19 protein-coding genes are annotated in these 13,709 nt (G+C 45.3%); all 19 read right to left on the reverse strand.

Annotated elements, in window-relative coordinates:
- Positions 1 to 126: 126 nt before the first annotated feature.
- Positions 127 to 483, reverse strand: coding sequence for a hypothetical protein (locus tag ACJJIO_RS01740; RefSeq protein WP_444909961.1), 357 nt, complete (start codon positions 481 to 483; stop codon positions 127 to 129).
- A 96-nt stretch (positions 484 to 579) separates the two neighbouring features.
- Positions 580 to 966, reverse strand: coding sequence for a hypothetical protein (locus ACJJIO_RS01745; protein ID WP_444909962.1), 387 nt, complete (start codon positions 964 to 966; stop codon positions 580 to 582).
- A 532-nt stretch (positions 967 to 1,498) separates the two neighbouring features.
- A complete protein-coding gene (locus tag ACJJIO_RS01750; RefSeq protein WP_444909963.1) occupies positions 1,499 to 1,888 on the reverse strand; it encodes a hypothetical protein in 390 nt (129 codons plus the stop codon).
- Between the two features lie 625 nt (positions 1,889 to 2,513).
- Positions 2,514 to 2,816 (reverse strand): DUF2004 domain-containing protein, encoded by a 303-nt coding sequence (locus ACJJIO_RS01755; RefSeq protein ID WP_252082824.1) that lies wholly within the window; start codon positions 2,814 to 2,816, stop codon positions 2,514 to 2,516.
- Between the two features lie 103 nt (positions 2,817 to 2,919).
- The gene (locus tag ACJJIO_RS01760; protein ID WP_444909436.1) at positions 2,920 to 3,318 is read right to left on the reverse strand and encodes a hypothetical protein; all 399 of its coding nucleotides are present in this window, start codon (positions 3,316 to 3,318) and stop codon (positions 2,920 to 2,922) included.
- A 120-nt stretch (positions 3,319 to 3,438) separates the two neighbouring features.
- Entirely contained in the window at positions 3,439 to 3,897 is a 459-nt protein-coding gene (locus ACJJIO_RS01765) for a hypothetical protein (protein WP_444909964.1), read from the reverse strand.
- 46 nt (positions 3,898 to 3,943) lie between these two features.
- On the reverse strand, positions 3,944 to 4,375 hold the full coding sequence (locus ACJJIO_RS01770) for a hypothetical protein (protein ID WP_444909965.1): 432 nt from the start codon (positions 4,373 to 4,375) through the stop codon (positions 3,944 to 3,946).
- Complete coding sequence (locus ACJJIO_RS01775) at positions 4,368 to 5,066, reverse strand: hypothetical protein (RefSeq protein WP_444909966.1); 699 nt, start codon at positions 5,064 to 5,066, stop codon at positions 4,368 to 4,370. Before ACJJIO_RS01775 ends, ACJJIO_RS01770 begins: the two co-directional genes overlap by 8 nt.
- 134 nt (positions 5,067 to 5,200) lie before the next feature.
- A complete protein-coding gene (locus tag ACJJIO_RS01780) occupies positions 5,201 to 5,527 on the reverse strand; it encodes a hypothetical protein (RefSeq protein ID WP_444909967.1) in 327 nt (108 codons plus the stop codon).
- A gap of 467 nt (positions 5,528 to 5,994) precedes the next feature.
- A complete protein-coding gene (locus ACJJIO_RS01785; RefSeq protein WP_444909968.1) occupies positions 5,995 to 6,606 on the reverse strand; it encodes a LysE family translocator in 612 nt (203 codons plus the stop codon).
- An 82-nt stretch (positions 6,607 to 6,688) separates the two neighbouring features.
- The gene (locus tag ACJJIO_RS01790; RefSeq protein ID WP_444909969.1) at positions 6,689 to 7,096 is read right to left on the reverse strand and encodes a hypothetical protein; all 408 of its coding nucleotides are present in this window, start codon (positions 7,094 to 7,096) and stop codon (positions 6,689 to 6,691) included.
- A 98-nt stretch (positions 7,097 to 7,194) separates the two neighbouring features.
- Complete coding sequence (locus ACJJIO_RS01795) at positions 7,195 to 7,581, reverse strand: hypothetical protein (protein WP_444909970.1); 387 nt, start codon at positions 7,579 to 7,581, stop codon at positions 7,195 to 7,197.
- 84 nt (positions 7,582 to 7,665) lie between these two features.
- Entirely contained in the window at positions 7,666 to 8,670 is a 1,005-nt protein-coding gene (locus ACJJIO_RS01800; protein ID WP_444909971.1) for a hypothetical protein, read from the reverse strand.
- A 47-nt stretch (positions 8,671 to 8,717) separates the two neighbouring features.
- Positions 8,718 to 9,035: a hypothetical protein gene (locus ACJJIO_RS01805; RefSeq protein WP_444909972.1), complete on the reverse strand. Its 318-nt coding sequence runs from the start codon at positions 9,033 to 9,035 to the stop codon at positions 8,718 to 8,720.
- A 113-nt stretch (positions 9,036 to 9,148) separates the two neighbouring features.
- A complete protein-coding gene (locus tag ACJJIO_RS01810) occupies positions 9,149 to 9,451 on the reverse strand; it encodes a hypothetical protein (RefSeq protein WP_444909973.1) in 303 nt (100 codons plus the stop codon).
- Between the two features lie 83 nt (positions 9,452 to 9,534).
- The gene (locus ACJJIO_RS01815; protein WP_444909974.1) at positions 9,535 to 9,849 is read right to left on the reverse strand and encodes a hypothetical protein; all 315 of its coding nucleotides are present in this window, start codon (positions 9,847 to 9,849) and stop codon (positions 9,535 to 9,537) included.
- Between the two features lie 443 nt (positions 9,850 to 10,292).
- Positions 10,293 to 11,684 carry a class II 3-deoxy-7-phosphoheptulonate synthase gene (locus ACJJIO_RS01820; RefSeq protein WP_444909975.1) on the reverse strand — a complete coding sequence of 464 codons (1,392 nt, stop codon included), beginning with the start codon at positions 11,682 to 11,684 and terminating at the stop codon, positions 10,293 to 10,295.
- Between the two features lie 68 nt (positions 11,685 to 11,752).
- Positions 11,753 to 12,943 (reverse strand): amino acid aminotransferase, encoded by a 1,191-nt coding sequence (locus ACJJIO_RS01825; protein WP_444885375.1) that lies wholly within the window; start codon positions 12,941 to 12,943, stop codon positions 11,753 to 11,755.
- Positions 12,944 to 12,968: 25 nt separating this feature from the next.
- Positions 12,969 to 13,469, reverse strand: coding sequence for a MarR family winged helix-turn-helix transcriptional regulator (locus ACJJIO_RS01830; RefSeq protein ID WP_252085438.1), 501 nt, complete (start codon positions 13,467 to 13,469; stop codon positions 12,969 to 12,971).
- Positions 13,470 to 13,709 lie beyond the last annotated feature (240 nt).

Raw genomic sequence — 13,709 nt, forward strand, 5'->3', positions numbered from 1 at the left:
GCAACAGGGGCGACCAATGTTGTGCGCCTTTTGCGCAATAATGGGAGCGAAGCGACCGCGCAAAAGGTGCACAGATTTGGGGGTCCCGCGGAGGCCCGAAGGGCCGGAGTATCCTGCTTGCGTTTGTTAAGCATTTGCTAGGACACCGGACATCCAAGTAATACTCATAAACACAGCGAACGCAAAGGATAAGATGAATATGACTTGCACTCGAGAAAGCTTCGTCTCCATTCCAAAGTTGAGAAACGCCTGTATTCTAGGATGGAAATAGGATTTCACCCCAAGGATGGCAGAGACAAAGGCTATGGCCGTATACATTAGTACTACACCCCAGAATTTTTCCGGATTATCTGAAGCATTAATAGTCTCGGATAGTCCAGCTCTCTGATATGCAATCACTTCACCCAAGACAGCAGATGTCGCTGCATAGCCGCCGCTGACAATGGCCAAAACGATAAAAAAGGGCTTATTTCTTTTAGGCATATGTGTCTTGATGCTTAACGCTCAGCACACGGGCGGCCGAAGCGTAGCGTAGGCCGTTCAGCCCGCGCTTTTTGCGGGCGATCGTGCTGCTGCTTGTTAAGTACTTTGCCATTCATAAGAAAAAGGCTGCTCCATGTTTTGTGTCCAAGTTACCAGCTTTTTACCAAGGTTGTTTAGTTCTTGGTTAGATATACTGGAAAAGAAATGTGCAATCGCCGTAGATTCGTCTTTATTTTCGGAGTTGTTATTGGTACGAATTTCTATATTTAGTTCTCCGAGTTTTTTGTAAGTTACTTTGCACAAAACATAAGCGTAGTAATTTGATACCTCTGAACCGTACTCCAGTACAACCTCACCTTTGCCAAGCTTCGGAAAGAAATTTTCAAGCTGCTTTGCGAAGGCAGAAAAGTCATCTGGATAGATATAAAAATCTTGTGTTGTAGCTATGAGATCATTAGAGGCTGCTAATTCTAGTTGCAACATAGAATCATCATCTTCCCAAACCTTTTTAAATTTTATGAACGCCATACTCTTGTGTACTTAACGCCGCCAACAGCTGCGGCTTTGTAGTTGATTGGTATTGCGCTAGCGTAGCGGAAAGCGCATAAGCCAAGCAACGGAAAAGCCGTCAGATGCTTGGCTTTGTTATGAGTTTTTAATACCGCGTATTGTTTTAACTATATGATGTATTAACCCACCAGCTATGAACAACCATAACCCTATACCCACAAGCATGTTCATCCAATATCCACCAGGATCGTCTGCTAATGTATATTGCTCTCTACCCCCCTTCCTATACTGCCCATCTCGCCAGAAAAGTACCCATTTGCGAGCATCACTGCGCCCAGCACTAAAACTATCAACATTAGTAATATTGCAGTAATTAACTGCAATATTTTCATTGTTTTTGGTTCTTCCACTCCGTACTACCCATTACTCATAACGTTCGCATTTGCGGCGGCTGGAGCATAGCGTAAGCCGTCCGGCCGCGATAGCGGCGAACAACATGCGCTTGTTATGCATTTCTACTTGCCGCGCCAAACACACCACAAAATTCTTGCTCCATTTTGGGGCTGATTATGCCAGCTTTATACATAGCCCAGGTAAAATGCGCACCTAGCCAACATGCTTTATCCAGAGCATCATCATCCGAATCAGACCTGTACTCATGGACAAGCTCACTATCAAAGTTATTCTCGTGATCAAGCTCTCCTGGTGGCTTTTTAGCATAAACATTTAATAGCGTATTTGAAGCTTCTGCCACATAATGAGCTAACAATCTGGTTTTAGAATCATGAATGTAAAATTGTAAACGGAAGTAAGAATCGTGGCACGAGCTTTCGCCCCACACAATTCCTTCATTTAAGCCAATCAGTTCTATCAATTTTGAGTAGATGATATTCATTCGGCCTTTATGCATAACGCCCACAGCAGGGGCAGCTTACTTTGTGCGCATTTTGCGCGAAAATGGGAACGTAGCGACCTGCGCGAAATGTGCACAAAGTAAGCTGTCCCGCGGAGGCCCGAAGGGCCGTAGCACACTGCCTGTGATTGTTATGTGTTTCACTCTTGGTATGCATCCAATGGAACCATAGTAAAGGGCTTTTCAAATAAAAATGGTTCTAGTGCATTCAAGTTCTTAGTATTAATGAAGACGACAAAGGTATCTATACTGGGCCCAGATGAATAGGGATACAAAATAGTGCCAACAGGCAATTGGCCATTGCCTTTATCTGACTGAAGTACGAACGGAGCCTGGAGCTCCAAGCTGTCCGACTCCAAAATTCGGTACTTTTCCCACTTCATACCTAAGAAGAAAGATGTCGCCATCATCGAAACGAGGGCCATGAGGGAAAAAATTAATTTCATACTAGTTTACACATAACGCCCGCAACAGGGGCGGCCAATGCTATGCAGCTTTTGTGCAAAAATGGGAGTGCAACGACCAGCACAAAAGATGCATAGCGTTGGGCGTCCCGCGGAGGCCCAAAGGGCCGTAGCAACTTGCTTGCGCTTGTTAGGTGTAATTACTAGCTCTCCATAGAAATACTTTCGATAACACCGTCTTCATCAAAAGAAACGCTAACTACGTAGTCTGTGACTTCGTTAGGTAGAGTGAAATCATAGACTTCCTCTTCGTCCCATTTACTACGCAAGACAAGCAAGCCTATTACATCGTCATTTGTGGGCTTAGACGTACCGATATGCTCTTCCCAATAACTTGGTGGTAACTCTTCCAAGTGATGGGAGACAAACTCATCAATACCGTACTCACCTTGCTCAGTGCCTGAAGATTGCTTGATGCCCTCAAGGGCCTTTTTTTCATTGTTCATTTGATACTACTTTTACACCTAACGCCCACAGCAGGGGCGGCCGAAGCGTAGCGTAGGCCGTCCCGCACAGGCCCGAAGGGGCGGAGCAATCTGCCTGTGTTTGTTAAGCATTTTTCCCCTCCGACAGCTTAAATACAACGCTTGTCACCAAAGCCATTAACGATGTTAACAGAGTAAAAGACAAGAGCACTATTGGTACCACGATAACATGCATTTGTGCGGCTGATGTGCCTGAGTTTTCAGCGCGACCGTTCAAGGCGTAGTAAGCATATGCAACCAGGCTTAAGACCACAGAAAGGACGGCCGAAAATTTGAATGGTAGATCGGGCAAGCCTGATAATTTAGAAACACCTTGCAGGATCAGAGTAGCCAATATTGGCGTAGCTACAGCGCCAAGGTTTGCTACGCAAAAGCCCAAAAAACTGAAATAACCTTCTTCGTACCAGTTGTAAGCTGACAGCAAAAAAGTAAATGCTATGAGAATCCAAAGATATTTAATCATGCTTATGCTTAACGTTGCCAGCAGAGGCGGCCTACGCTGTGTATGCGCGCAGTGCATAGCGTAGGCCGTCCTGCGGAGGCGCGCAGCGCCGGAGCGTACTGCCTGGCTTGGTTAGGTGACTTACCGATAAATAAGTTCGCCATTCTTCTTTACGAATACAGGTTCTGTTACTGTAAGTCTCTGTCCATCTCTATAAGCAACGGTTTTTAGCTCTAACTGAAAGAACCTGTTGTCCGAATAAAACCATTTAGTTACTGTTGTTTTTACGTTTTTATACTTAGTTCCTGGTGCACCTAATTTACCGAGGTTTGCATGCTCGATTTTACTCATGTCGGTTACATGCGGGTCACCTGCCCCGAAGATAATTAAGTAACACTGTGAAGACTCTTCTTTGTAGCAAAGCGCATAAGCGCTTTTCCACTTATTCCACTTTCCTTGGTCAATGGCTAGCGAAAGTTTCTCTCGTGAAATATTTTTGAATTCAGAGATCCGGCTCAAAGTATCTACAAGATCACACTCACCACAAGCAGTCGCTTGTGAAGCAAGAGCTAAAAAAATAGTTAAAAGTATTGATCTCATATTCACCTAACGTCGCAAACACGCGCTTGTCGCGTGTTTTGCCTTGTTAACCCCACTCAAGAAAACTCTCCCCTTGCTCATTTATTTCAACGAAAATATCTGAGTAAGGCGAAATTTCAGGAAACTCGACACCAGGGTCACAGCGAACAGTAACCCCAAGAACCTCCACTAGCCTTCTAGCAAATTCAACGTCAGAACTCCATTTTTCTGCACCCTTGATACTAACTGATATATAACCATCTTGAATGCCAGTATTAATTAGAACCGCAATCTTATTACACGTGAATAAAGTATGTCCCTCATCGATTTCGCAATCGTAGGACAGTGCACCAATCTCTTCATTAAGGAATGAAACCACTTGCGTTGTTTCATTTCCCTTCACATAAACTTCTATATCTTCCATTTTGCTCATATGGGTTAACGCCCGCATCATTTGCCGCAGCGCAGCGGAGGTCAAATGCATGCGTTTGTTATGCACGCACTCCGATTTTACTGAACTTAATGTCTTGAATATAGATACTTTCATAAGCTGTTACACACCTAGCAAACAGCTTGCAGTCTTGAGTAGAGTCGTATTCGGAAAACCACTCAGAATAGGAGTCGACTATCCAGTAATGATACTCAGCGACCAACATGAATAGATGTAGCAGGTTAACGTAAGCATTTTCGTCAAAACTCGGTAAATGCTGCGTATAAAGGCTCTCATCGACTTGAATAGTTCCTATTAGCCCTAACTTATCTAGCGTGGAGGAATGCGCAACTTCTGAATAATCGGAATACAACCTACGTAGAGCGATGTCGATATGCTTTATATTGGGGGTCTTTTTTAGCAGTGCAACCTGATCAGCCCCGGATTCGAGTTCACAGAGCCGCGTAAACAGCTCAACTTGCTTTCTGAATAATAAACCAGCATCGATCAATTCACCGGTCAGTATTAGATCGTACAGCAGAAAGTGAGAACGAGTAAAAGATACGATTAACTTGTGAATGTACTCGCCATTATCGACTTGCCTCCAATCTTTCCCCTTAATGAAATCAAGATGACTTGCAACTAACTCATTGATGCAAACTACTAGAACATTGCTTTTTTCATGAAAGCTCAGGAAATCTGATCTCGTTCGATTTCGAGCGGTCTCTAGCTCTTTTTCTAATCTTTCAGCTACCGACATTACTCAGTGTTCCCTTTGCATAACGCCTTGTTAAGTAGCAGCTAACTACCACTACACTCAAACAAAGCCACCGTAATCACTAAACCAAACCAAACCGAAATTGCCAAACGTTAGCTGCCTGCTTGAACAATTTGTTATGTGGTTATTAGATCTTCGTAGCCCTCTTCAAGCCACTCAAGCTCAAAACCCAGTTTTATAAGGCGCTTAGGGAAATGACTGTCATTTAAAGGCTGCTCTGTGCGAACTTCTTCTTCACTAACGTCCAACTCAAAATGCAAACTAAACTCCGCAGAGTCCTCTGAATAAGTGATCGTTTCCACTATGAAGGATAAACTGCCTATAGCTTTGTTAAACAAGACCTTGGTTCCGATTGGAGGCACGCATGGCATTTCAATACTCTTTTTGAAACAGCCAATATTGGCATTATCTCTTCTAACCAGTACATAATTGTTAATTATCATCTCTCAAACTCCGGTAACCACATAACGCCCTCAATAACCAGCAGACCGCGCAAAGCGTGTGCTGTCCGGCGGAAGCTGCGTAGCAGCTGGAGCGAAGTTGATTGACTTGTTATGTGTATTTTTTGCTAACTGATAGAGACTCATCGCTATTCATGATATCCCCTGTAATTTTCAAGCGAATTGGCTAAGCCTGAGTCCACCCAGTCGAAAGCTTTGCCCAGCTCAGAAGCCGTTGCGGTTGTTGTTGCAACCTGTACCTGCCTCGACTTTCTGATTGATAAAAGAATGAATATTTGAAGAACGATAACTACACATAAAAGTAAGATAACAATATTCATGTTTTTCTATTCACTCTCTATTTTAAGTAGCGATCTAGTACACATAACGTTGCCATCTGCGGCAGCTGAAACGTATTTAGCGCGAAGCGCGTTACGTAAGCTGTCCGTCAGCATGGCCTGGTTATGTTGCTACTTGCCAGCTGACGCAAGACCAACACCAAAACACATAAATGTACCGCCACCCAGCCGATTAACCATACGACCGCCTTTATCTGATGAAAGCCAGCTACGTGCAGACTTAGCCAAATGCGCATAGAACAAATGGATTAAGACTACAAGGCTACTGTAAGTAACCACCAAAAGTACGAACTGGCCTACATGATTTGATGAAAAGTCAACAAACTGTGGAAATATGGACATAAAAAAGAAAACGGCTTTTGGGTTTGTAAGCTGTAGAGTTAAACCTTCAGAAAACTGCCGTTTTCGACTCTTTATTGCAACACCTTTGGGATCTATTTTTGCAGCTGGTGACTTCCATAGCTTGATACCGAGATATATTAAGTAGGCTGCCCCGATAAATTTCATAATACTGAAAGCCACTGTTGAAGTAGCCAATAGTATTCCAAGACTAGTCGCAGAAACTCCCGCAACAATAAATGTTCCGAATGCAATTCCCAGAATGCCACCAATAGCTCCAGACATACCATATCGAATAGCATTGGTAAGTGTCAGAATAACACCGGGACCAGGGCTCAAGACAGTTGCTATAGCAATAAGCAAGAACAATAAATAACTTTCCATCTTTACCTCTTTGGTAGCTCGGAAACATAACGCCTAGCTCACCGGAAAAATGCGAGCGTAGCGAGTAATTTTTCCGGTGCAGCTACTTGTTAGAAGCTGAACTGTCATTTGTGGGTATAAACTCAAAGTCACACTCCAATTCTTGGTTATTAAAATGAGATAGCAACATGGAATTGTATGTTGTTGCATAATCCTTATCTTTTGGGTATTTGCTGTCAGCAGACCTCGTGTGCGAATCATAGGTGACTATAAAATCAACTTTAATAGTACCGCAAATTACCTTACCACAGGTAAAACATGCACCGACTTTACCGATGCCCCAAACTGTATGGCCACCCCAGCCGTCATACCATGTTAAAAACGAGTAACTGTTGGCTTTAATATCTTGAGCCAGCTGTTCATCAGGTGAACTCGTTGATAAATCGGAGCATGCCAGCAGCGAAAGCAGGAACGCGACCAAAACTATACTTTTAACTCGATGCATATTCATTGTGCTTCTAACGCCCGGTTAATGGGCAGGCGAAGCAGCGCCTAGCCTGTCCCAGCGGAAGCCACGCTTTTTGTGACTGGAGCGAATTGAACCGCTTGTTATGTGTTTTGCTGCTCATTTACCTCTTTCTCTAACTCCTCAGCTTGATAAGGCATATATCCATTCTTTAAAAAATAGAAGGCCAGATAACCGTAGACACCCACCAACGCAATTGAGTTGGGTAAAGGGGCATTGTTAAAAAGCACCCCATAGAAGACCCAGCCGAGTAAAGCTAACACAATCGTAGCTAGTACATAGTTACATGCCTTGATGAAAGGATGGCTGCTCCGTTTACCCCACTTCAGTAGGAATAAGGTAGGAAAACCAATGTACATCATAAAAGCAGAAATACCAGCTCCCCAATTTGGGCCAAAAAATGGATGTAAAGCCCAATAGAGAGGGAAAAACAAAATCACTGATAAAATTGCGATTAGTAGCAGTCTCATGATCTACACATAACGCCTCAATAACCGGCGCAGCTTTGCTGCGTCCGGCACCGAAGGTGCGTAGTTGATTGATTTGTTATGTCTTTAGTATGAACTGTCATGATTTTCCTTTTTCAAGACTCCGTTGATGGTAGAGAAGGAGAACGTATGATTGTGCTTAGGTGTTATTGCAGATGAGCCAAATTTATAATATTCACTGGTGTCATCTACTTCATACCGCATTGTTATTTTGTTGATGTTGTTTTCTTTTGCTATTTGAGAAAGATTGTTTCTTAGCTCACCTAGCTCTTTATTTAGGTTATTGAGTTGGTTTTCTGATGCAAAGTGAAGAATTAAAGACTTCTCTAATATGTCACCTTCTTTTTCTACGTTTATTTCATCTGTCATTGAGTTAGGAACAATGAAGTTTGCTTTGAATTCATTGTTATTAGCAGAAACCATGATCTTGAACAGATTGTAGAAAATAAAAATATCATTTTCTTCATTCGAGATATTGTGAAGAATGTTGTTGAGGCCAGTATGAGAGCCATTTAGAGGTCTTTTCTCAGGCAATTTTGTTTTTCCTACATAATGAACAATGGTCTCTATACCTATGTCTATTTGGTTGTTAAGTAAAAAATCATGTAGGGGTGTGGTGTATTTGTCACCAATATTGTCTGTAAAGGTGATAAATTTATCAGTTACTTCAACTTTAGGTTTGTCAGATTTTTTCTTTGGGGCTGGCAAGGTGATTTTAACTGGCTTTTTATCTCTTCCAACCTCTAAGTATAAGTAGAGTTTTTTACCTGTAATCGAGTATCTAGGTTTTTTTGAAGGGCTGAACCTAACTTTCTTTCGGCTGCATATAAAATAGACAAATCTCTTTTCTAAATTGTCTTTTACCTGTTTGTTTAGCTTTTTAAACCTTTCTATGAATAGCTCTTTGAGAGGGAAAATTTCATGAGAATTAACAACTAGGTCATACCAAACCATATCAGATTGCTGGAGTTCAATATTCCACTCTTTTTCTGATTCAATGTAGATTTTGTTTTTTATGATCGTGTTGTAGTCACCTCTTGCCATTTTTTCTCCGATATTTGAAAGGGGCATAACGTCGCCAGCTGGGGGCCACGGAGTGGCTCCCTAGCCTGGCTTTGTTATGTTTTAGCTTCATGCACATATTTAAATGCGCTGCCTTTTTTCTCGGGTTGCCAACCTATTTGAAGCGCAGCGGTAATAGACGCTTCGATATCTTTTGGAGTTACTGGTACTTCAGGGATTCCAATCCAACTATCGCAACGAATCCAAGGAAAAGTAATAGATAAAACTTGTCCCGGTGATTCAGCTAATTCAACTGCCGCAGTCATATCGTCACCGAAAGCACCTTGACTATATGTAGGCTTGCTTCGCACAATCCAACGGTACTCCACTGTGTTGACAACTATTTTCCTCGATCCCTTTTTCGGTATTGCCATTGCTCGTACCTAAACATAACGCCTGTAGCTGCTGTGTGAAACCGCGACAGCGGTTTTGCATCGGCAGCCTGCACTTGTTATGAGCACCTGCGATTGAATGATGCACTATAACATTAGCCAATTGTTTCTAAGCTGCTATCTACTAGCATGCCATATGATTTACTGTAATGTTTTGCGAGATTTACACCACACCACGGACAATAAATAATTGGCACTCTTGTGCTCATGGTTACCGGGAATTCTGATTTGAAGTTGATTTTTCCCAGATGCTCTTGCTCGACAGCTCTAGAGCCCAGCCAGAACAAGGGTGAAGCTTTTTCGCTATTCGGATCTTCTATTGCAAACGCAAAGATGGTTCTTCCTTTACGATCTTCGTAGGAATGCTTCATTCCTTCACAGCACCACTTTGCTTTCATTTATTTTCCTTGCGAATGCTCATAACGCCCGTAGCAGCTGTGTGAAACCGCGATAGCGGTTTTGCATCGGCTGCCTGCACTTGTTATGTTTTTATTTCGTTTAACCTTGCAACGATTGACTCACGACTTAAGTGGCTTACCGTTACCGGGCTATACTGCCTAACCACGCGCACATATATGCCCACACAAAACAGCACACCAGAAACAAAACTAAAAGTCACACAATGCTTAGGCTCCAATGTAAGATTCTTAGCCATAAAGTATGCTGAGATATAACCTGCAAAACCCGCAATAAAGCACAACCATTGTATTAACTTAGCCCGGATATCAGCGTCCGCTTGACTATCCATGGTTTTCAAAAGACCATTTAGATATTGAATTTCTTTTTCTTTCTTCACGAAAACCTCGTATAAACATAACATTTATATAGTGATCATCACGACCACTATTATCTTGATTACTATTTCAGATGCAAATTCCCGCCATGGCTCTGACTTCCCCTCAAAAATCAACTAGATACAATTAATTGGCACTATCTTCACAAATGGAAAAATGGTCATCATGACCACTATCACAGATTTCTTTCCGCATCCAACCCGTTGATTTCATTAGACTTTCATCACCAACCCACAACTTCTCAAAAATAACGGTCACGACGATCGAAATCTCTGTTCTGTTTTGGTCATGAATTGGAGGTAGGTTTCACATTTGAAATGATTGAGCGCTGGAACTATCAGCTCGCACTTAACCCTCAGCTTTATTTCCAGTAAAGAAAAACCCCTTGCCCAATTAACGATCTCAGAGCAAGGGGTTTTAATGTATTAGTATTTATATTAAGCCGTTAGGCAATTCGCCCTGCACGCAGCCATTCAGATACGCAGAAAGCCAGCTCCAGCACTTGGTCGGCATTCAGTCTTGGGTCGCATTGGGTGCGATAGCAGCTGGCAAGATCCGCTTCGGAAATTTTCCAGGCGCCACCAGTGCACTCGGTAACATGTTCACCGGTCATTTCCAGGTGAATACCGCCGGGGTGACTGCCTTCGGACCAATGTACCGAGAAGAAGTCGCGGATCTCTCGTAAAACTTTATCGAAATCGCGGGTTTTGTAGCCATTGCCAGCTTTTACCGTGTTGCCATGCATGGGGTCGGTACTCCAGACCACAGAGCGCCCCTCTGCCTGCACTGCACGTACCAGTGCGGGCAGCTTATCGGCGAGGATATCGGCTCCCATACGGGTAATTAAGGTAAGGCGGCCAGCTTCGTTCTCAGGGTTGAGTTTATCAATCAAGCGCAGCAACTCATCAGGCTGCATATTGGGGCCGACTTTTACGCCGATAGGATTGCAAACCCCGGAGAGGAATTCCACATGGGCACCATCCAGCTGGCGAGTTCGCTCACCAATCCAGAGCATATGCGCAGAACAGTCATACCATTTACCGGTAAGGCTATCGGTGCGAGTGAGCGCCTGCTCGTATTCCAGTAATAGTGCTTCGTGCGAGGTGTAAAGCACCGTCTCTCGAATTGCGGGAGTATTTTCTGAGGTAACGCCACACACCGCCATAAATTCCAGCGCTTCTTGCAGGCGTTCGGCTAAGAGTGCGTATTTTTCACGCTGCGGATTGTTCTTAAGAAAGCTCAGGTTCCAACCATGCACCTGGTGTAAATCAGCCAGGCCGCCCTGGGCGAAGGCGCGCAGCAGGTTGAGAGTCGCCGCCGACTGGTTATAAGCGGTGACCATACGCTGAGGGTCTGGCTGGCGAGCTTCCGCAGTAAAGTCGATACCGTTGATAATATCTCCACGGTAACTTGGCAGCTCAACACCATTAATCGTTTCAGTATCGGCAGATCGGGGCTTGGCATACTGGCCGGCCATCCGAGCCACTTTTACTACGGGTAAATTACCTGCAAACGTCAGTACTACAGCCATTTGCAGCAGCACTTTAAACGTATCGCGAATGCGGTTTGCGTTGAAATCGGCAAAAGATTCGGCGCAGTCACCGCCCTGTAACAAAAACGCCTTACCCTCCGCTACCTGGGCCAATTGGCGGCGCAGCTCACGCGCTTCGGCAGCAAATACCAAAGGTGGGTGGCCAGCTAACTGTTTGGCAATCTGGGCAACATCATCGGTAGAGGTGTATTTGGGCTGTTGGTGTGCGGTGAAGTTTCGCCAGCTCTGCGGGGTCCAGATTTGGGTGGGGGATTCAGACACTGGGACTCCTAGCTCAACTTCCATCTTTCACTCTTACTTCTTTGGGTAAAACTTAAGGGTGAGCAATACGCTCACCCCCAAATGTGCCGAATTTACAGCACGCTGGCAACTGCCTTGCAGAAGTATTCCATATTGTTGGAGCTCAAACCGGCAATACTGATGCGGCTGGAGTCCACCATATAGATGGAATAGTCCTTCTGCAGCTGCTGCACCTGCTCTGGACTAATGCCCAGGAAGGAGAACATGCCTTTCTGCTGGCGGATAAAGCCGAAATCACCAGCAGCTCCGGCAGCGGCCAAGCCTTCTACCAAACCGGCGCGTAGCCCGTTGATACGTTCACGCATCTCGGTCAATTCCGCTTCCCAGTTCGCTTTAAGGCCTGCATCTGTAAGGATAGATTCCACAATCGCTGCACCGTGGGAAGGTGGCATGGAATAGTTCCCACGAATGGCACTCAGCATCTGGCTATGGCCTTTATCAGCGCTCTCACCGTTGGCATAGATCACCATCGCCAGGCCTACACGCTCACGGTAGAGGCCGAAGTTTTTAGAACAGGAGGCTGCCACTAACATCTCGGGCACAGATTCAGCCATCAGGCGTAGACCATAGGCATCGTCTTCCAAGCTTTCGCCAAAGCCCTGGTAGGCCATATCAATAAACGGGGTGAAGCCCTGTTTTTGCGCCATTTCTGCCAGTACTTTCCACTGCTCGCGAGAAAGATCCGCACCGCAGGGGTTGTGGCAGCAGGCGTGGAACAGAACCACATCACCCTCACCCACGTTCTTTAGGCTCTCCACCATTTTGTCGAACTGCAGGCTGCTGGTAGCGCGATCGTAATAAGGGTAACTCTTGATGTTGAGGCCAGCGTTACCAAGAAGGGGAACATGGTTTGCCCAGGTAGGATCGCTCACCCAAACCGTGGCCCCGGCCTTGGCGCGATTGATCAGCTCTGCCAGAGCGCGCAGGGCTCCACATCCACCGGGGGTTTGCGCTGAGCGCACTCGGCCTCCAATCATGGCCGGATGGCCAGCGCCCAGGATCAGCTCCTGCATCACCGAATTGAACCCTGGGGTACCCGCAGGGCCAATATAGGCTTTGGTTTCTTCGCTTTGCAGTAAGCGAGTCTCTGCCTCTTTTACCGCCTGTAAAACGGCAGTGTGGCCGGCCTCATCCTTGTAGACCCCTACCCCAAGGTCAATTTTGCTGGGGTTTTCATCCGCACGGTAGCTGGCCAGCAGGCCGAGAATTGGGTCTGGCGGTAGGCTGCTTAAATGCTCAAACATTTGAAAACTCCTTTATTTATCCTATTTATTGGTCTATCAAGCCGCGCTCGGACCACTCCTTAGCGCGAACCATCAGTTTTTCGATAATGCCATCCAGTTGCTCCCGCTCCTCAGAGGAGAGCGAGGCAATCAAATCATTTTCATACTGCTGCGCGAGCGGCACTATGCGCGCATACACCTCACTCCCCAGCTCAGACAGGTTCAACACCTGACGACGGCGATCCGCAGGGTCTTCACTGCGAGTGATGTAATCATTCTTAAGTAGAGAGGAAACAGCGCGGCTAATGGCCACTTTATCCATGGCTGTCTGCTCCACCAGCTCAGCGGCGGAAAGATCGGGAAAGCGCCCGAGAATGGCCATCACCCGCCAGGCGGGAATGGTGAGATGGAAGCGCGCACCATACGCTTGAGAGATGGCGTTACTCACGCGGTTCGAGAGCACCGAAAGGCGATATGGCAAGAACTTCTCCAGGCGCAACTCATCCTGCTTTACCGCCGCATCCGGCGAATTGTGGTCATTGGTCATGGCTGCTCTCACACCTGCCTATCTTCGAACCCCGGTTGTACCAGATGTCCAATTTAACTAACATTGGTTTCAATTGTAACCACTGCGCGCACGAATGTTGCGCAGCAACATCCTGGAGCACCGGACAAAATTGGTCGCACAGTATAGGGTTTTCAGCGCCATTTTTGTTACCAGTCTGCCCGTTAAACGCAAAAAACATGCGTGGCAGTCCATCGAGTTGATCAATGTTCCGCCAGCCGC

Source organism: Microbulbifer mixtoriginis (SeqCode) (assembly GCF_052467235.1).